The following is an 18,409-nucleotide window of genomic DNA, read 5'->3' as shown; positions in this document are numbered from 1 at the left end:
TGACGACCGCCGTCGACGTCGACGCCCGGGACGCCGGATGACCGTTCCCGTCCCCGACGGGACTCCCGTTCCCGTGGCCGCGCCCTCGACGTGGGCGCCGCTGCGGCATCCCGTGTTCCGCGCCCTGTGGATCGCGCAGTTCGGCGGCAACATCGGGACCTGGGCGCAGATGGTCGGGGCGCAGTGGCTGATGGGCGACCTGGGCGGCGGCGGGCTCGCCATCGGCCTCGTGCAGACCGCCGCGACACTGCCGGTGTTCCTGTTCGTCGTGCCGGCCGGTGCCCTGGGCGACAGCATGGACCGGCGCAAGCTGCTGCTCCTCGGGCAGTCCGTGATGACCGCCGCCGCCACTGTCCTGCTCCTGGTCACCGTCATCCACGTGGTGAACCCGGTGCTGTTGCTCGGGCTGACCGCCGTGATGGCCGCCGGGCAGGGCCTGGCGGCGCCGGCGTTCCAGGCGGTGCAACCCGAGCTCGTGGGCCGCGACCAGATTCCCGCTGCCGCGCTCCTGAACGGCGTGAACGCCAATGTGGGCCGGGCCATCGGCCCGGCGCTCGGCGGGGTGCTCATCGCCGCGGCGGGCCCGGCGGCGGCGTTCGCGCTCAACGTCGCCTCGTTCGTCGGCCTGCTGGTGGTGCTCGCGAGGTGGCACCGCGAGGTCCCGCCGCGCCCGCTGGGTGCGGAGCGGGTGCTCGCCGCGGTCCGCACGGGCGCCCGCTACGTCCGCAACGCCCCGAGGTTCGGGGCGGTACTGGCCCGGTCCACCGTCTTCATGGTGTTCGCGAGCTCGCTGTGGGCGTTGCTGCCGATCCTCGCCCGCGGTCCGTTGCGGCTCGGCCCCAGCGGATACGGGCTCCTGCTGGGCGGGATCGGGGTCGGGGCCGTGCTCGGCGCCCTCGTGGTCCCGGCCATCCGGGCGCGCGCCGAGCCGGGGGTCGTCGTCAGCGCGGGAACGCTGGTCTACGCGGCGACCCTGGTCCTCACCGGGCCGTCGCGCTCGGTCCCCCTCGTGGCGGTGACTCTGGTGGTCACCGGGCTGACGTGGGTGGCGGTGCTGTCCACGCTGAACAGCGGCGCGCAGATGGTGCTGCCGGACTGGACGCGAGCCCGCGCGCTCGCCTACTACCAACTCGCCATCATGGGTGGGCAGGCGCTCGGCGGGTTCGTGTGGGGCCTGGTCGCGCAGCTCTGGGGCGCCTCGACGGCGCTCGTGGCCGCCGGGATCGGGCTCGCCGTCAGCCTGCCCGTCGGGTGGCGGTGGGCGCCGATGGCCGGCCCGACCCTCGACCCGAGCGCCGAGCAGCACCTGCCCGCCCCGCCGGACGTCCCGGTCACCGGCCTCGGGCACGTGCTCGTCCTCATCGAGTGGCGGGTACCCGACGAGTCCGCGACCGCCTTCACCGAGGCCATGCGTGCCGTCGGGCTGTCCAGACGACGCACCGGCGCGACGCTGTGGGGTCTGTTCCGCGACGTGGAGGACCCCGAGTGCTTCCTCGAGGCGTTCACCGTGCCCGATTGGACCGAGCACCTGCGCCAGCACCTCGAGCGCGGCACCGCCATGGATCGCCTCGCCGAGGCCGCCGCGCGTCAGCTGGTGGTTCCGGGCACCGGGCCGCAGGTCCGCCACCTGGTCCGCGAGGACTCCTGACCGTCCGACTCATCCGCTGACCAGTACCGTCATTCAGCTGTCCCGACCGAACGAGGGGACCCGATCGCCCAGGATCCAGCAGGGGCTCGACGTGTACGAGGCCGGGACACTCGCCGACGTGCTCACCTGGCCGGGGACGGTCCGCTGGACCGCCCGGGCCCGGTGGCCGGCGAGCCCGGGGCCGCGGCGCCGGAGCTCGCGGACGTCGTGGGTCAGCCGGACGCCCGCCACGCGCTGGAGGTGGCGGCCGCGGGCGGCCATCACCTGCTGCTGGTCGGACCACCCGGGACCGGCAAGACCATGCTCGCGCAGCGGATCGTCGGGCTGCTCCCCGAACTCTCCCGGGACGACGCGCTGCAGCTCGCGGCCGTCCGCTCGGTGGCCGGGAACCCTCCCACCGGCCGGGCCGCTGAGCACCGTGGCACCGTTCGTCGCCCCGCACCACTCCAGCTCGATGGCCGCGCTGCTCGGCGGCGGGAGCGGCATCGCGAGACCGGGCGCCGTCTCGATGGCCCACGGAGGTGGCCTGCTTCTGTAAGTGAGCCTAAGTACGTCCGGAGCGTCGCCGCGTCGGCCGAGGCCGGAAGCGGGGCGGTGGCAGGGGGTAGCTCAGCCGCTTTGCGGGGAAGGTCAGTCGCTCTGACCGGTGAGAGCGGTGTCGACGCAGGTCCCGACGTCACCCATGGTGGGGGATGCCGCAGCGTTCGTGGGCGGTGACCATCGCCTGGTGGAGTGACAGCAAGGAAATGGCCAGCGACTCACGTCAACCAGCGGGCGTCGGCGACAGCCGCTATGCCCATGTCGAGCGAAGTGGTTGGTGACCGTGCTGGACGGCGCCGAGGAACACGCGGATCACCAGGCCAGGCCGTTTGACGGTCAATGCGAGCAGTGAGGGCACGGGACGCTTTGCCTCGTTCTGGAAGGGTCGCTACTCGATTGCGGCGACGGGAGGTCGGACATGACTGAGCAGGGAGGGCCATCGCAGGGTCTGGAGCGTGACGAGGGAGCGCCCGCCGCGGTCGGTGGGACCGGGATGGTGGCCAGCCGCCGCGCTGTCCTGGGCGCGGGGCTGGCTCTGGCTGCGACGGCGTGCACGCCCGCGTCGACTGCGCCGGCGTCGACTGCGCCGCCGGGCAGCGGGCCGATGGGGCTGCAGACCGGCTCCGCTCAGCGGCTGTACACCCTGCCCGCGGATCACCAGTGGCACGGGGGCGGCATCTACGACACGGGTCTGCTCGAGGAGTGGTTCTATTGGACCGGTTTCCTCACCGACGTCGACACCCAGGAGCAGTTCGGGCTGTTCTACAACCTGTTCCACGAGGGCGATGGCCCCGGCAAATACAGCCACCGGCTCTGGTTCTCCCTGGACAGCCTGAACAACGACAGCATCGTCTGGGCCACGCCCGATATGACCTCCTTCACGGCCGCGGCGGCCCCGCAGTCGACCTCGCCCAACGACTTCCTCTACTCCGCGCAGGGCACCGACACCACGTACGAGACCCTCTACCGCGCCGAGCCGGACACGTGGTCGCTGAAGTTCCACGGCGCCGCCGCGAACGTGCCCCAACCCGTCGACATGGCCATGGAGCTGCACACCACCACCCCCTACGGCTACATGCCGCTGACGCCGTATGGCGTGGAGAACGAGAACATGCCGTGGACCGGACAGACCGACCCCACCACGATGTCCTCGCTGTCCTACTACTACGGCGCCCCGAAGACGGCCGCCAACGGCGCGGTCAAGATCGGCAACCAGATGCACCGGCTGCAGGGGTCGCTGTGGATGGAGCACCAGTGGGGGAACTTCCGGATCACCGAGATGCCGTGGGCGGCTAACTACATTTGGTCGGGCCTGCAGTTCGACGACGGGTCGATCTTCACCTTCCGGCAGTGGTACGGCCAGAACAACCAGCCGCTGCTGAACCTCGGCCGACACTCCTACTCCACACCGAACAACCAAACCACCTACGGCTTCGGACAGTCGGTCGTGTTCACGCCGTTGAAGACCTGGACCTCGCCGGTCTCCAAGCGCAACTTCCCGGTCTATGCGAGCGTGAGCAGCGAGTTCGGCACCTGGTACTACTCCCCGGTCTTCCCGGACTACGAGATGCCGTTCGGCTATCCGCCCTACGGCACGTCGGACCTGGACATCTGGGAGGCCCCCTGCTTGGTCCACACCGGATCCCTCGACGGACCCGTGGTCGGCAAGGCCTACCTCGAGCTACCCAACATCCTCACCAAGACATTCCCGGTGCTCACTTGACCGGCGATTGCTCGTCCTACTCCCACGGCGTCCAGCCAGACCAGGATGGGACCAGGCCCATCCCGGCACCTCGGGCGGCCCGGCGTCCACGCCCAACCGGTGCTCGGCGGTTGTGACTACTCCTCCACGTCTTGCGTCTGTGCTGCCTGGACGTGCCACTCGCGGCCCGAGCAAGGAGTTCGTCGAATGTGATGACGTCTGGCTCGTAGAGGTTGCGGCGGAATAGCTCAAACGAGCGGTATTTGTCCCGGTGAACACCGGTGGCACCTCTCAGCTTCCGGGAGGTGCCCGGCAATCAGGTACGACCTCGGGCGGACGACGTAGGCGGCTTCGCCGGTCCCGGCGCCGTCATCATCGAGCTTGGTGAGCACCTCGCCGATATCTTCTCGGGCAAGGAGGACGGTCTGCTGGAGCCGCCGTGGCCAAGGTCAAGCAGTGCCAGGCCGAGGGCGTCGGCGGGGAAGGATGCGATGCGTCGGGCGAGCCGGGCGACGAACGCGTCAAGTTCGGCGTCGGGCAGTGCGCGGTTGATCCAGCCGTAGCGTTCGGCCTGGTCGGCGCTGAAGTCGTCCGCACCGAGGATCGCTTCCATGGCTCGCCCGCGTCCCAGCAGTCGGGCCAGGTGCTGCACGCCTCCGGCGCCCGGGTTCGTACCGGCGCCGATCTCGATCTGGCCCAGGATCGCGTTCTCTCGCGCGGCGAAGCGCATGTCGCAGGCCAGCGCGAGCTCGCTGCCGGCTCCGCGGGCGCGGCCGCGGATCTTCGCGATCGTGACGACCGGCAGCTCGCTGAGCTTGTGCCACAGCATGCCCAGGGACGCATCTTCCGGTCCGCCGGCCTTGGCTGCCTCGGCGGTGTACTCGGCGACCTTGGTGAGATCGACGTGCGGGATGAAGTAGTCCGGGTCGCCGCTCTCCAGCACCACGACCTTCGTCACCGGGTCGGATTCCAAGGTGCCGATCAGCGTGACGAGGTCGCGCACGAGCTCGGGCCCGATGAGGTTCATCGGCGGCGCGTCGATCACGACACCCAACACACCCTCGTCAGCCGGGGCTACTCGCAACGTGCGATAGGCCTGTGCCATCACCTGCTCCTCTCCACCACCTGCCGAAGTGGTGCGAGCCGGCTGCCGCCTGCGGTGCGCGACTGAGGTCCCGGCTTCGGGTCAGAACCCGAACATCAGCCATGCCTGATGGCTGGCCCAGTCGGGGTAGAGCTTCGTCATCGCGGCGTAGAGCTCCTGGTCACTCGAGACTGCCTTCTGCAGACGGTCGAAGTCGGTGAGGTAGCGCTTGGTTGCGTCGATGGCCGCCGGGGTGTCCGGGGCGCCGGGCTTCTTGTGGCCGGCGACGGCGATCGTCGGGCTCAGAGCTGCCAGGCGGTCCAGTGCGGCGATCCAGTTGGCGCGGCTCTCCGGTGTGCTCTCGGCGACGTACATGTGGCACTCGTTGTAGATGACGTCGCCGCCGACGACGAGGTCGATGGTGGGCACGTGCAGGGAGGTGGTGTCGGCGGTGTCGGTGCGGCCCTGCTCGATGATGCGCACCTCGTGGTCCTCGAGGGTGAACGTGTCCTTGTCGTAGGGCTCGGGGAAGGCGATCGCGGTGGGGAGCTGTCCGGGCCAGAGCTTGCGGAAGAACGGCAGCCGTGGCGTCTGCTCGTGCATCAGCTCGACCGACTTCGGGGTGGCGATGGCCCGTGCCTCGGGGAATCGCTGCATGACCACGCTGAGCCCGGTGAAGTGGTCGATGTGGCCGTGGGTGATGTAGATCGTGGTCAGATTGCGGTGGTGCAACGCGACCCAGTCGGCCAGCGCTTGGGCCTCGGCGGCGGTGGTGAGGGTGTCGATGAGGACGGCGTCGTGCTCGCCGAAGATCAGCGTCGAGGTGATGGGGTCCCATGCCATCGGCGGCCCGAACGGCCGAGGACGCTCACCCACGATGGCCTTTTCCGGCGCGGTGAAGACGTTGACGCCGAGCGAGTTGGTCATGTCGGTGGGTCCCGTCTGTGAGAGGTCAGTGCACTTCGAGACGGCGGACTGCCGCCGGTGAGGCGGAGGTCCGCGCATCGGCAGGTGAACGTCGTTGTCATCCGGTCGGTCTGGTACGTGCTGGCCGGACGGTGCCTGGTCATGGTGTGCCTCCGAGTGCGCCCGGCTAGGGGTGTACTTCGGACTTCGCGGCGGTCTGCGGCCTGGGCTGGGGTGACGACCGCCGCGCTCGGCCAGTGCACGGCACGGCGGCAACGGGGGTGGCGTCCCGCCTGTGGCGGGACGCCGTCGTGCTCAGCTGTGTGGCTCGGGGACCTGTGGTTGACGCAGTGGGCGGAACGCGGCCCGCATCTCGGCCGCGAAGAGCTCGGGTTCCTCCCAGGCCGCAAAGTGGCCGCCCCGCGCCGCCTCGCCGAAGTAGCTGAGCGTGGGGTACGCGTGCTCGGCCCAGCTGCGCGGTGTCCGCCAGATCTCGCCCGGAAAGGTGCTGAAACCGACCGGGATGGTGGGCGGCGGCAGGGGCGTGCTCCCGGCGGACGGCGCATCCGGCCCGTAGGCCTCCCAGTACGACCGCGCGGCGGAGGCTCCTGTGCCGGTCAGCCAATAGGCCGTGATGTTGTCCAGCACGTGGTCCCGCGTGAGGTTGCCCGATGCCCCCCGCCGACGAACGCACGGGCGATCTTGTAGTAGGCGTCCGTGTCGTGGTCGAGCATCCAGGCCGCGAGCGCGACCGGTGAGTCCACCAGCCCGTAGCCGATGGTCTGCGGGCGGGTGGCCTGCTCGACGAAGTAGCCGTTACCACTGGTCTGGAAGGTCTTGATCGCGGCCAGCGCCGCGCGTTCCGCCTCGCCGTCTGCCGGGAGCGACGCGGGGTCGTTCAGAGCCGGCACCAGCAGGTTGGTGTGGATGCCGACCAGCCCGTCGGGGCCCAGCCGCCCCATGGCGTCGGTGACGCCGGCGCCGACGTCGCCGCCCTGGGCCACGTAGCGGTCGTAGCCGAGGCGGGTCATCAGCTCGGCCCAGGCCCGCGCGGTGCGGACGAGATCCCAGCCGACCTCAGTCGGCTGCCCGGAGAAGCCGTACCCGGGGAGCGAGGGCAGCACCAGGTCGAACGCATCCTCGGGCGAGCCGCCGTGCGCGGTGGGGTCCGTGAGCGGGCCTACCGAATCCAGCATCTCCATGACCGAGCCCGGCCAGCCGTGGGTCATGATCAGCGGTAGCGCGTCCTCGTGCCGCGACCGCACGTGCACGAAGTGGATGTCCACCCCGTCGATCTCCGTGGTGGACTGCGGCAGCGCGTTGAGCCGCGACTCGACCCGGCGGCCCTCGTACTCGCTGGCCCAGTAGCGGCACAGCGCCTGCATCGTCGCCAGCTGCACGCCCTGCGACCTGTCGTCGACCAGCTCCCTGCTCGGCCAGCGGATCGCCGCGAGGCGACGGCGCAGGTCGTCGAGCGCGTCCTGCGGGATCGCGACGGAGAACGGACGGATGGCGCTGCCGGTCTGCTGCTCGATGGTGGTCACTGCCCCTCTGCTGGAACTCGGCGCGAGGGAAGTCGCAGACCGGAGGCGGGGCACATGAGCACCTCACGAGCGGCCCGGGCACGGTCTCCGCTTCCGGGAAGCCCGAAACCCTACACCCCGTTCACACGAACGAGGAGGGGCCAAGGACCCCGGATCCGGCCTGGGGGAACCAGTCGTGAGTCTCCCGCCGCGCCTCGCAACACCTGATGAAGGACGAGCCCTGCCGTGCAGGCGTTCCTGCTCCGCGCGCGCAGGTGGAGGCGCCACCCGAGCGCGCCGCCACAGAGCCGAGCAGCGCGCCCTCGACGGCGGCCCCGACGAACAACATGGCGACAAACAGCAGCCCCCTGCCCAGGAACACCGACGCGAAGAACCCGTCCTCCTGCGGCCCAATCCCGGTCTCGCACCACCCCGATGAACCACAAGAAGGCGATGCCGCCGAACGGCACCAGATTCAGCGCGACGGTCATGGTTGCGCGGTGCGGCGAATCTGTCAGCCACACGCCCTCCGTGGCTGTGTCCGGCGGTGTCGAGAGGCGGAGACGAACGAGGGCCACGCTGAACAGCAGGGAGAAGACGATGCCCGCGTCCGCGGCAGCGCGCGGCGTTCGAAGGCTGGTGCCTGTGATGGATCTCTGGTGAGCCATCATGCGAGGCGCCTCCTCGGGCCCGAGGCCTCAACCGGCCGGTCCGGCTTGGTCCTCCCGATTTTCTCCGGCGGCTGCTTCCCCCAGCCTGGGTGCGAGACGTCGCCATTTGTGCTTTTGGGTCACCGCCGGCCCGCTGGACCTTCTCCTGCTGTTCCCCCTCGGCGCCAAGGTCAAGGGGCTCACCCCCTTGCCGGAAGTCGCTTGGGCGAGCCGATAGCTGTCACCTTGGGTGACGAGGATGTGGGCGTGGTGCAGGAGCCGGTCGACCGTGGCGGTGACCAGTGTCTTAGGCATGATCTCGTCGAACCCGGAGGGGTGGAGGTTGCTCGACACGGCAAGCGAGCGGCGTTCGTAGGCGGCGTCGACGAGCCGATAGAACCCTTCCGCAGCGTCCGGGGAGACCGGGAGCAGGCCGTCGGCAACTCGACCAGCGGCGCCACCACCACCGGCGTCGTCCTGCTGCCCGGTCTGGCCCGCATCGTCTCAGGGCTGCTCCCGCCCGGCGTCGACATGACGGAGCTGGCCGCGGCCTTCTCCCGGGCGCTGGATCGCTCAGTGTCCTATGTGGACGTGCCGCTGGACCGGTGGCAGGCCGGGCTCTCTAGGATGGGCCTGTCGCCGCACACCGAACAGCATGTCGCCACCATGGCCCAGCTGCACCGGGACAACCGTGACGACCGCACGGCCGACGGCGTCGAGCGCGTGACAGGCATCCCCCCGCAGTCGATCGAGGCGTTCGTGGCCGCCCGCAGGGACTTCTACCTGGGCTGAGCCGCCGCGGCCAAGGCCAGCCGGGCGGCACCTTCGGCGAAGCTACTTCCAGCCTTCACAGGGCGCACCTGACCGGCGACGCCGTCCCCTCCTCCCTCACATCGAGGCGAGGCGCTCGTGCACCATGCGGACCGCCATCGCGCCCTCCCCCACCGCCGACGCGACGCGCTTCACCGACCCGCTGCGGACGTCCCCGGCCGCGAACACCCCGCGCACGCTCGTCTCCAACGGCAGCGGCGCCTCACCCCCGGGCTCCTCGCGCGCCGCCGCCGCGGGACCGGTCAGGACGTAGCCCCCGCTGTCGAGGGCCACCGCGTCGCCCAGCCAGCCCGTGCACGGCGACGCACCGATGAACACCGCCAGCTCGCGGGCCGGCAGCGTCCGGCGCTCGCCGGTCCGGTCGTCCTCGACGACGACGGCCTCCAGCACGCCTCGCTCCCCCACCAGCTCGCGCACCTCGGTGTGCAGGTGCAGCTCGATGCGGGAGTCGTGCAGGATGCGGTCGGCCAGGTACCGGGACATGTCCTGGAGGGCGGGCTCGCGGACCACGAGCCGGACGGCGCCGGCGTGGTCGGCGAGGAAGAGCGAGGCCTGGCCCGCCGAGTTGCCGCCGCCCACGACCACGACCGGGTCGCCGGCGCACAGCTGGGCCTCGACGAGGGTCGCCGCATAGAGGACGCACGTGTCCTCGAACTCCTCCAGCCGCGGCACCGGCAGCCGCCGGTAGTGGGCCCCGCAGGCGAGGACGACCGCGCGGGCCATGAGGCTGTCGTCGCCACCGAGCCCGAGCCGATGGTGCCCGTCGCGGCCCACCTCCAGCGTCATGGCGTCGGCCGGCACCGCCATCCGGACGCCGAACTTCTCGGCCTGCACGACGGCCCGCTCGGCGAGCTCCCCGCCGGAGATCCCGGCCGGGAACCCGAGGTAGTTCTCGATCCGAGAGGTCGTGGCCGCCTGCCCACCCGTGGCGACGTGGTCGAGCAGGACCGTGCTGAGTCCCTCCGACGCGCCGTAGACGGAGGCCGCCAGCCCGGAAGGCCCCGCCCCGACGACCGCCAGGTCACAGACCTCGACCTCGCCCCGGCTCGGCCGGATCCCGGTCAGCTCGGCGAGGTGCTCGGGACGGGGGTTGCGCAACACCCGGTCCCGCCACACGACCACCGGCGTCTCCGCGGGGCGGATCCCCAGCTGCTGCAGGAGCGACTCCGCGCGGGGGTCGGACTCGACGTCGACGAACCGGTGCGGCAGCCGGTTGCGGGCGGCGAACTCCCGGAGCCGGTGGGTGTCCGCGGAGTACCGGGACCCGATGATGCGGAACCCGCCTCCCTCGCCGAGCACCAGCATCCGCCGCACGAGATATGCCTGCAGGATCTCGTCGCCGAGCGTGGGGTTCCGGGCGAGGTGGTCGCGGAAGCGGTCCGCGGGGACGACGAGGAGCTCGCCGGGGTCGGCGGCGATCCAGGTCAGGAAGGAGACCTGCCCGGTGAGCAGCCCGAGCTCGCCGAGGAACCGCCCCGGGCCGTGCACCCGCAGGACCCGCTGCTCGGGGGTGCCGAAGGCCTCCACCGACGCGACCCGCCCGGAGAGGATCACCCGGAACGCGTCGTCCGGGGCGCCCTCGGCGATCAGCACCTGGCCGCGCTCCATCCGGGTGCGCTCGCCGAGCGCGGACAGCGCGCGGATCCGGGCTTCGTCGAGCCGGGGGAACGCCCCATGCAGGTCCGGCGTCTCGCCGTCGGGGACGGACTCGAGCAGCTGCTCCAGGCCGGCTCCCGCCGTGTCCGTGTCCGGGCGCGTCATGCGAAGGCCTCATCGACGAAGCACCAGCGCCAGTCCTCCCCCGGCTCGAACGACCGCACGATCGGGTGCCCGACGGCGCCGGAGTGCGCCCGCGCGTGCCGCATCGGCGAGGAGTCGCAGCACCCGACGTGCCCGCACGTCAGGCACAGCCGCAGGTGCACCCAGGGGGTGCCCGAGCGCAGGCACTCCTCGCAGCCCTGGGGGGTGCGCGGCACGACGTCGCGGATCCACGTGACGTGTGGGTCGACGCCCCCGCCGGAGAACGGCGCCGCCGGGGTCATCGCTTCGCCCGGTCGCCGAGCACCAGCGCCGCCCCGATCGCGGCGAGCCAGGCGTCCTTGGCCAGCGGGATCCCGTCCTGGGTGGGGAAGGGCGAGCCCGGGCGGCGCATCCCCGGCGTCCGGGCGTACAACCCGACCAGTCCCGCGCCGAACGCGAGCAGCCCGAGCCCGGCCACGCCCGCCGGCACGATCGGGACGAGCAGGCTCGCCCCGAGCAGGATCTCCCCGACCGCGAGCGCCTTGGTGAACGCGGTGGGCTCGACCGTGGCCACGAACGGGTAGGCCCCGCTCGCGAAGCCGTGCAGCTGCTTCGCCGTCTCCGCGTCCGCGCTCCACCTGCCCAGGCCGGAGTCCAGGATGTAGGCGCCGGTGGCGAGCCGCAGCGGCACCTGCCAGGTGAGGGACGGCCGGAACCTCGCGGGCGGCGGGACCGGCTCGGCGGACGAGATCCGGGCCGGGACGAGAGTGGCGATCCGGTCGCGCAGGGTCATGAGGTGGCCTTCGAGTCGGTGGGGTTGGTGAGCGCCTGGTCCAGCCAGCTGCGCAGCGCAGGAAGCGGTGCGGCGCCCGGCTGCCGGGCGATGACCTCGCCGTCGCGGAGCACCATCAGCGTGGGCACCGCGCGGACCTCGAAGCGCTGCGAGAGCTTGGGGGCGCTGTCGACATCGACCTTCACCAGCTTGATCTCGCCGGCCCGCTCGGTGGCCAGCTGTTCCAGGGCCGGGCTCACCATCCGGCACGGGCCGCACCAGGTCGCCCAGAGGTCCACCACCACCGGCAGCGGCGCCCGCTCGGCCACCTCGGCGAAGTCGTCGTCCCCCGCGTCGGCGATCCACGGCACCGGGTTGTGGCAGTTCCCGCACTTGGGCACGCCGTCGCCGACCGCGGCCACGCGGTTCCTCTTCCCGCAGTGCGGGCACGTGACCACGGTGGAGCGCGACGTCCCGGTCGTCGGAGAGCTCATACCGGCACCACCACCTGCTCCGGGTGCACCGGTGCGTCGTGGGTGACCACGATCCGGCCGTCCTTGACGTCGACGTTGACCGTCGAGCCCTCCACCACCTCGCCCGCGATCAGCGCCCGGGCGACCATGGTCTCGACCTCCCGGGAGATGAACCGGCGCAGCGGGCGCGCGCCGTACACCGGGTCGTAGCCCTCGCGGGCGATGAAGGCGCGCGCCTCGTCGGTCACCTCGAGGTCGATCCGGCGCTCGGCGAGCCGGATGCGCAGGTCGGTGAGCATCAGGTCGACGATCTCGGCGATCTGCTCCAGGACCAGCGGGGTGAACAGCACCGTGTCGTCCACCCGGTTGAGGAACTCGGGGCGGAAGTGCGCCCGCAGCTCGGCCGTCACCAGGTCACGCGCCTCCGGCTTCAGCTGGCCGGTCTCGGTGACCCCGTCGATCAGGTACTGCGACCCGATGTTGGACGTCATGATGATCACGGTGTTGCGGAAGTTCACCGTGCGGCCCTGGGCGTCGGTGAGCCGGCCGTCGTCGAGCACCTGCAGCAGCGTGTTGAACACGTCCGGGTGCGCCTTCTCGATCTCGTCGAAGAGCACGACCGCGTACGGGCGCCGCCGGACGGCCTCGGTGAGCTGCCCGCCCTCGTCGTAGCCGACGTAGCCGGGAGGGGCCCCGACCAGCCGCGACACCGTGTGCCGCTCCTGGTACTCGCTCATGTCGATCCGGACCATGTTGTCCTCGGAGTCGAACAGCGCCGAGGCCAGCGTCTTCGCCAGCTCGGTCTTCCCGACGCCGGTGGGGCCGAGGAAGATGAACGACCCCGTCGGCCTGCGCGGGTCCTTGATCCCCGACCGGGCGCGGATGATCGCATCGGACACCGCGCGCACGGCTTCGTCCTGCCCGACCACCTTGTTGTGCAGGATGGTGTCCAGGCGGAGCAGCTTCTCCCGCTCGCCCTCGGTGAGCCGCTTGACCGGGATGCCGGTCCAGGACGCGACGATGTCCGCGATCTCCTCGGGCGTCACCTCCTCGCGGAGCAGCCGGTGCCCGCCCTGCTTCTGGACGAGCCGCTCCTCCTCCGCCGGGAGCCTCCGCTCGAGCTCCGCCAGCTTGCCGTAGCGCAGCTCGGCGGCCCGGTTGAGGTCGTAGGCGCGCTCGGCCTCCTCGGCCTCGCGCCGGACCTGCTCCAGCTCGGCCCGCAGCTCCTGGACGCGCTTGATGGCGCTCCGCTCGGCCTCCCACTGCGCGCGCATGGCGTCGGCCTCGGCCCGCAGGTCGGCCAGCTCGCGGCGCAGCTCCTCCAACCGGGACTTGCTTGCCGGGTCCTCCTCCTGGGCCAGGGCGGCGTCCTCGATCTCCAGCCGGGTGACCCGCCGGGTGATCTCGTCGAGGGCCGCCGGCATCGAGTCGATCTCGGTGCGCAAGCGGGCGCACGCCTCGTCGACGAGGTCGATCGCCTTGTCGGGGAGGAACCGCTCGGTGAGGTAGCGGTCCGACAGGGTCGCCGCGGCCACCAGCGCGCCGTCCTGGATGCGGACCCCGTGGAACACCTGCAGCCGCTCGCGCAGCCCGCGCAGGATGGAGACGGTGTCCTCGACGCTCGGCTGGTCGACGTAGACGGGCTGGAACCGCCGCTCCAGCGCCGCGTCCTTCTCGACGTGCTTGCGGTACTCGTCCAGTGTCGTCGCGCCGATCATGTGCAGCTCGCCGCGGGCCAGCATCGGCTTGAGCATGTTGCTCGCGTCCATCGCGCCCTCGGTGGCGCCGGCACCCACGACCGTGTGCATCTCGTCGACGAACAGCAGGATCCGGCCCTCGGCCGCCTTGACCTCGCCGAGCACGGCCTGCAGCCGCTCCTCGAACTCGCCGCGGTACTTCGCGCCCGCGATGAGCAGGCCCATGTCCAGCGCGAAGATCGTGCGGTCCCGGAGCCCCTCGGGCACGTCACCGTTCACGATGCGCTGGGCGAGCCCCTCCACGATCGCGGTCTTCCCGACGCCGGGGTCGCCGATCAGCACGGGGTTGTTCTTGGACTTGCGGGACAGGATCTGCACGACCCGCCGGATCTCCGCGTCGCGGCCGATCACCGGGTCCATCCGGCCCGCGCGCGCCGACTCCACGAGGTCCTGCCCGTACTTGGACAGCGCCTCGTAGGTGCCCTCGGGCGTCGCCGAGGTGACCCGCTGGTTGCCGCGCACCTTCGTCAGCTCGGCCAGCACGCGGTCGCGGGTGACGCCGTGCCGGCCCAGCACCCGGCCCGCACCGGTCTGTGCGCCCGTCTCGGCGAGCGCGATCAGCACGTGCTCGACCGAGACGTACTCGTCCTTGAGCCGGCGTGCCTCGCGATCGGCCGCCTCCAGCACCTGCGCCAACCGCTGGGTCACGGAGACCTGCCCCGGCTGGCTGGCGGCCCCGGTACTGCGGGGCTTTCGGCCGAGCTCGGCATCGACGTCCGCGCGCAGCCGGCCCAGGTCGACGTCCATCCCGGTGAGCAGCCGCGGTACGAGACCGTCGGGCTGTTCCAGGAGCGCGAGCAGCAGGTGCTCGGCGTCGACCTCGGTGTGGCCCGCGCGGGTCGCGAGGTCCTGGGCGGCCGAGAGGGCTTGCTGGGACTTCTGGGTCAGGCGGTTCAGGTCCATCAGAGACTCCGTACCCCGTCGGTGTCGCGCCGTTCGGTGCGGCTCGGTTCGATGCGGTTGAGGGCGGCGCGCTGCTGCCGCCGCAGCTCGATCTCCAGCGCCTGGATCCGGTCGAGCAGCTCGACCACCAGACCGAGTGCCGCGTAGTTCAGGGACAGCCCGCTGCGCAGCCGTTCGATCCGGGCGACGGACATCAGCTGGCCGCGGGCGAACCACAGCGCGCCGTCGCCGCTGCGGCTCGCGCGCACCAGGCCCAGCGCGACGAAGCGGCGGACCAGGTCGGGGTGCACGCCGCTGCGGCGAGCGAACTCCTCCTGGCTCAGCAGCTGCCCGGGCCGGCGCACCGGCAGGTATCGGCTCGTCATCGCTCCCCGCCCTTCGTGGCGACCTCACGCCGAGGGTCGAACGGAGACACGTCGGCGAGTTCGGTGAACAGCTCTCGCTCGCGGTCCGTCAGCCGCGGCGGGACCATGATCTTGACCTCGGCCTGGAGGTCGCCGGGCCTCCCCTTCGGGTTCGGCATGCCCTCCCCGCGCAACCGCAGCCGCCGCCCGGTCGACGTCCCGGGCGGGACGGTCACCTTGGTCTCGCCCCCCGGGGTCGGGACCGGCACGGTCGCCCCCAGCGCGGCCTCCCACGGCGCCAACGGGAGGTCGACGTAGATGTCGCGGCCCTGCACCCGGAACCGCGGGTGCGGCAGGATCCGCACGACGAGGTAGAGGTCGCCCCGCTCCCCGCCGTTGATCCCGCGGCCGCCCTCGCCGGAGAGCCGGATGCGCTGCCCGTCGGTGACGCCGCGCGGGATCGTGACGGTGTAGCTGCGCGGCCCCGCGGTGCCCTCGAGCGTGATCGAACGTCTGCCGCCGCGGTACGCCTCCTCCACCGTCAGCGGCAGCTCGGCCTCCTGGTCCGCGCCCGCCACCGGGCCGGAGCGGCCGCGGGCACGGCCGCCCCCGCCGAAGATCCCCCCGAACAGGTCCTCGATGTCGACCCCGCCGGCACCGCCGAAACCCTCGAAGCCCCCGCCGTAGCCCTCGGACGCGTAGCCGCCGCCGGGCGACGCGTAGCCGCCGCCGGGCCCGCCGGCGCGGAACCCGCCGGAGCGGGCCCTGCCCGCGCCCACGCGCTCCTCCCAGTCCTCGGGGACCTGCCGGTAGTTCTCCCCGAACCGGTCGTAGCGTCTGCGCTGCTCCGGGTCCGACAGCACGCTGTAGGCCTCGTTGGCCTCCTTGAAGCGTTCCTCCGCCGCCGGGTCCTTGTTGACGTCGGGATGGTTCGCCCTGGCCAGCCGCCGGTAGGCCTGCTGCAGCTCGTCGGACCCGGCGTCTCGTGACACACCGAGGACCTCGTAGTAGTCCCGGGCCATGCGCTCAGTCCCCCGAGGCCCTGGTGACGGTCACCGACGCCGGCCGCAGCTGGCGGTCCGGAGCCCCGTAGCCGGGCCGCACGACCGCCGCGACCGCACCCGGCGGGACGTTCGCGTCCTCGGGCGCGACGACGCCGACCACCTCGTGCCGCGCCGGGTCGAACGGCACGCCGGACTCCTCCTGACGGGGGTAGCCGAGCCCCGACAGCAGCGCCATCGCCTGCTCACGGACCGCCCGGATGCCCTCGACGATCGACGACGGATCGGCCTCTGCGTGCCGCAGCGCCAGGTCGATGTTGTCCAGGACGGGGAGGAACGCCGCCGCCACCCGGTCGCGCTCGGCGCCGCGCTCCCGCGTGAGGTCGCGCTGGTAGCGCTTGCGGAGGTTGTCCAGGTCCGCGGCGGTGCGCCTCCAGCGGTCCTCCAACTCGGCCGGGGCCGACCCCGCCGCGGCCGCGGTCTCCCGGCCGTCCGGCCGCTGCCCCGTCCCGTCAGCCCCGCCGGGGTCGGAGGCCGTGGCCTCCGACCCCGGCGGTTCCTGCCGGGCCGGTTCGTCTGATGAGCGCTGCTCGGCGGAGAGCGGGGGCCCGGGGCTCTCGGGTCGCTGGGCTGTCATCGCTGCGCCCTCAGCTCCGGTCGAACTCGGCGTCGATCACGTCGTCGTCCGAGGCGGACGACTCGGACCGCTCATCGCTCGCCCCGGCCGGCTGGCCACCTCCGGCGGAGACCGCCTGCAGACCGGCCAGCACACCCTGGAGCTCCTCGGTCAGCTCGCGGACCCGGTCGACCGGCGCCTGGTCCGACACCGCCTGCCGGGCGTCGGTCACCAGCATCTCCGCACGCGAGCGCTCGTGGGGCGGGGCGGCGTCGCCGAGCTCGTCGAGCCGGCGCTGCACCTGGTAGGCGAGGGCGTCGAGCTCGTTGCGCGCGTCGATCTCCCGCCGCAGCTCCTGGTCCGCCGTACGGTTGCGGTCGGCCTCCTGCACCATCCGGTCGACCTCGCCCGCCTCGAGGTTGGAGCTCTCCGAGATGGTGATGCCCTGTTCCTTGCCGGTGTCCTTGTCCCTGGCCGTCACGTTCAGGATGCCGTTGGCGTCGAGGTCGAGGGTCACCTCCACCTGGGGTTCGCCGCGTGGCGCCGGCCGGATGTCGGTGAGCTGGAACCGGCCCAGCACCCGGTTGTCGGCCGCGCGCTCCCGCTCGCCCTGCAGCACCACGACGTCCACGGCGGGCTGGTTGTCCGCGGCGGTCGAGAACGTCTCGGCGCGCCGGGCCGGGATCGTGGTGTTGCGTTCCACGATGCGGGTCATCACGCCGCCCTGGGTCTCCACGCCCAGCGACAGCGGTGTGACGTCGAGCAGCAGCACGTCGGACACGTCGCCCTTGAGCACCCCGGCCTGGATCCCCGCGCCGACCGCGACGACCTCGTCGGGGTTGACCGTCATGTTCGGGTCCTTGCCGCCGGTGAGCCGCCGCACGAGGCTCTGGACGGCGGGGATCCGGGTCGAGCCACCGACGAGGATGACCTCGTCGATGTCGTCGGAGCTGACCTTCGCGTCGGACATGGCCCGCTTGACCGGCTCCATCGTGCGCTCGATCAGGTCCGAGGTGATCTGTTCGAACGTCGAACGCATCAGCGTCGCCGTCAGGTGCTTCGGCCCGTTCTGGTCCGCGGTGACGAACGGCAGGTTCACCTGCGTCTGCGTCACCGAGCTCAGCTCGATCTTCGCCTTCTCGGCCGCCTCGTAGAGACGCTGCAGCGCCTGCGGATCCTTGCGCAGGTCGATGTGGTTCTCCTTCTGGAACTCCTCGGCCAGGTAGTCGACGATCCGCCGGTCGAAGTCGTCGCCGCCGAGGTGGGTGTCACCGGCCGTCGCCCGCACCTCCACGACGCCGTCGCCGACGTCGAGGATGCTCACGTCGAACGTGCCGCCGCCCAGGTCGAACACCAGCACGGTCTCGTGCTGCTGCTTGTCCAGCCCGTAGGCCAGCGCCGCCGCCGTCGGCTCGTTGATGATCCGCAGCACCTCGAGGCCGGCGATCTTCCCGGCGTCCCTGGTCGCGGTCCGCTGGGCGTCGTTGAAGTAGGCGGGAACCGTGACGACGGCCTCGTTGACCTTCTCGCCGAGGTGGCGCCCCGCGTCGTCGGCGAGTTTGCGCAGGATCATCGCGCTGATCTCCTCCGGGGCGTACAGCTTGCCCCGGACGCTGATCCGCGCGTTGCCCTGGTCGTCCGCCACCACGTCGTAGGTGACCTGCTCGGCCTCCTCGCGGATCTCGTCGAACTTGCGCCCGATGAAGCGCTTGACCGAGTAGATCGTGCCCTTCGGGTTGAGGATCGCCTGCCTGCGGGCCAGCTGGCCGACCAGCCGCTCGCCATTGTCGGTGAACGCCACGACCGACGGGGTCGTGCGCTGCCCCTCGGCGTTGGGGATGACGTCCGCCTCGCCGCCCTCCCACGCGGCGATCACGGAGTTGGTGGTGCCCAAGTCGATACCGGCGGCGCGCGCCATG

General features: G+C 71.8%; 17 protein-coding genes and 2 pseudogenes. 5 read left to right on the top strand and 14 right to left on the bottom strand.

Going from position 1 to position 18,409, the window contains the following annotated elements; all coding sequences use genetic code 11:
• Window positions 1–37 precede the first annotated feature (37 nt).
• From WBK50_RS11425 to WBK50_RS11415, 4 genes and pseudogenes are all read left to right on the top strand, one after another.
• On the top strand, window positions 38–1,648 hold the full coding sequence (locus tag WBK50_RS11425) for an MFS transporter (RefSeq protein WP_341335573.1): 1,611 nt from the start codon (window positions 38–40) through the stop codon (window positions 1,646–1,648).
• Between the two features lie 162 nt (window positions 1,649–1,810).
• Window positions 1,811–2,005 (top strand): annotated as a pseudogene (locus WBK50_RS35085) (ATP-binding protein); the annotation flags it as partial.
• A gap of 97 nt (window positions 2,006–2,102) precedes the next feature.
• Complete coding sequence (locus WBK50_RS35080) at window positions 2,103–2,186, top strand: hypothetical protein (RefSeq protein WP_445942348.1); 84 nt, start codon at window positions 2,103–2,105, stop codon at window positions 2,184–2,186.
• 420 nt (window positions 2,187–2,606) lie between these two features.
• The gene (locus WBK50_RS11415; protein WP_341335572.1) at window positions 2,607–3,911 is read left to right on the top strand and encodes a lipocalin family protein; all 1,305 of its coding nucleotides are present in this window, start codon (window positions 2,607–2,609) and stop codon (window positions 3,909–3,911) included.
• 295 nt (window positions 3,912–4,206) lie between these two features.
• On the opposite strand, the gene WBK50_RS11410 is transcribed toward WBK50_RS11415, so the two are convergent.
• From WBK50_RS11410 to WBK50_RS35075, 5 genes and pseudogenes are all read right to left on the bottom strand, one after another.
• Window positions 4,207–4,995 carry an enoyl-CoA hydratase/isomerase family protein gene (locus WBK50_RS11410; protein WP_341335571.1) on the bottom strand — a complete coding sequence of 263 codons (789 nt, stop codon included), beginning with the start codon at window positions 4,993–4,995 and terminating at the stop codon, window positions 4,207–4,209.
• Between the two features lie 81 nt (window positions 4,996–5,076).
• Entirely contained in the window at window positions 5,077–5,901 is an 825-nt protein-coding gene (locus WBK50_RS11405; protein ID WP_341335570.1) for an MBL fold metallo-hydrolase, read from the bottom strand.
• 294 nt (window positions 5,902–6,195) lie between these two features.
• Entirely contained in the window at window positions 6,196–6,528 is a 333-nt protein-coding gene (locus tag WBK50_RS11400) for a hypothetical protein (RefSeq protein WP_341335569.1), read from the bottom strand.
• Window positions 6,498–7,424 (bottom strand): epoxide hydrolase family protein, encoded by a 927-nt coding sequence (locus tag WBK50_RS11395; RefSeq protein ID WP_341335568.1) that lies wholly within the window; start codon window positions 7,422–7,424, stop codon window positions 6,498–6,500. Before WBK50_RS11395 ends, WBK50_RS11400 begins: the two co-directional genes overlap by 31 nt.
• A gap of 818 nt (window positions 7,425–8,242) precedes the next feature.
• Window positions 8,243–8,488: pseudogene (locus tag WBK50_RS35075) on the bottom strand (ATP-binding protein); the annotation flags it as partial.
• Here WBK50_RS35075 and WBK50_RS11385 point away from each other — a divergent pair.
• Window positions 8,390–8,845: a hypothetical protein gene (locus tag WBK50_RS11385; protein WP_341335567.1), complete on the top strand. Its 456-nt coding sequence runs from the start codon at window positions 8,390–8,392 to the stop codon at window positions 8,843–8,845. The pseudogene WBK50_RS35075 and the gene WBK50_RS11385 overlap by 99 nt on opposite strands.
• Window positions 8,846–8,941: 96 nt before the next feature.
• On the opposite strand, the gene WBK50_RS11380 is transcribed toward WBK50_RS11385, so the two are convergent.
• Genes WBK50_RS11380 through dnaK form a run of 9 tightly spaced genes read right to left on the bottom strand, consistent with a single transcriptional unit; the run spans window position 8,942 to window position 18,408 of the window.
• A complete protein-coding gene (locus WBK50_RS11380) occupies window positions 8,942–10,645 on the bottom strand; it encodes an FAD-dependent oxidoreductase (RefSeq protein ID WP_341335566.1) in 1,704 nt (567 codons plus the stop codon).
• Window positions 10,642–10,926, bottom strand: coding sequence for a ubiquitin carboxyl-terminal hydrolase 14 (locus WBK50_RS11375; RefSeq protein WP_341335565.1), 285 nt, complete (start codon window positions 10,924–10,926; stop codon window positions 10,642–10,644). The genes WBK50_RS11380 and WBK50_RS11375 overlap by 4 nt, the downstream gene beginning before the upstream one ends.
• The gene (locus WBK50_RS11370; protein WP_341335564.1) at window positions 10,923–11,417 is read right to left on the bottom strand and encodes a hypothetical protein; all 495 of its coding nucleotides are present in this window, start codon (window positions 11,415–11,417) and stop codon (window positions 10,923–10,925) included. Before WBK50_RS11370 ends, WBK50_RS11375 begins: the two co-directional genes overlap by 4 nt.
• A complete protein-coding gene (trxA, locus tag WBK50_RS11365; protein WP_341335563.1) occupies window positions 11,414–11,890 on the bottom strand; it encodes a thioredoxin in 477 nt (158 codons plus the stop codon). Before trxA ends, WBK50_RS11370 begins: the two co-directional genes overlap by 4 nt.
• Window positions 11,887–14,529: an ATP-dependent chaperone ClpB gene (gene clpB, locus WBK50_RS11360; protein ID WP_341335562.1), complete on the bottom strand. Its 2,643-nt coding sequence runs from the start codon at window positions 14,527–14,529 to the stop codon at window positions 11,887–11,889. Before clpB ends, trxA begins: the two co-directional genes overlap by 4 nt.
• Window positions 14,529–14,894, bottom strand: coding sequence for a chaperone modulator CbpM (locus WBK50_RS11355; RefSeq protein WP_341335561.1), 366 nt, complete (start codon window positions 14,892–14,894; stop codon window positions 14,529–14,531). The genes clpB and WBK50_RS11355 overlap by 1 nt, the downstream gene beginning before the upstream one ends.
• Window positions 14,891–15,895, bottom strand: coding sequence for a J domain-containing protein (locus WBK50_RS11350; RefSeq protein ID WP_341335560.1), 1,005 nt, complete (start codon window positions 15,893–15,895; stop codon window positions 14,891–14,893). The genes WBK50_RS11355 and WBK50_RS11350 overlap by 4 nt, the downstream gene beginning before the upstream one ends.
• A 4-nt stretch (window positions 15,896–15,899) precedes the next feature.
• The gene (locus WBK50_RS11345; protein WP_341335559.1) at window positions 15,900–16,511 is read right to left on the bottom strand and encodes a nucleotide exchange factor GrpE; all 612 of its coding nucleotides are present in this window, start codon (window positions 16,509–16,511) and stop codon (window positions 15,900–15,902) included.
• 10 nt (window positions 16,512–16,521) lie between these two features.
• Window positions 16,522–18,408 (bottom strand): molecular chaperone DnaK, encoded by a 1,887-nt coding sequence (gene dnaK, locus WBK50_RS11340; RefSeq protein WP_341335558.1) that lies wholly within the window; start codon window positions 18,406–18,408, stop codon window positions 16,522–16,524.
• Window position 18,409 lies beyond the last annotated feature (1 nt).

This window comes from Pseudonocardia sp. T1-2H (genome assembly GCF_038039215.1).
Classification (GTDB): domain Bacteria; phylum Actinomycetota; class Actinomycetes; order Mycobacteriales; family Pseudonocardiaceae; genus Pseudonocardia.
Note: the sequence above shows the minus strand (reverse complement) of the source record. Positions and strands in the feature narration are given on the sequence as shown.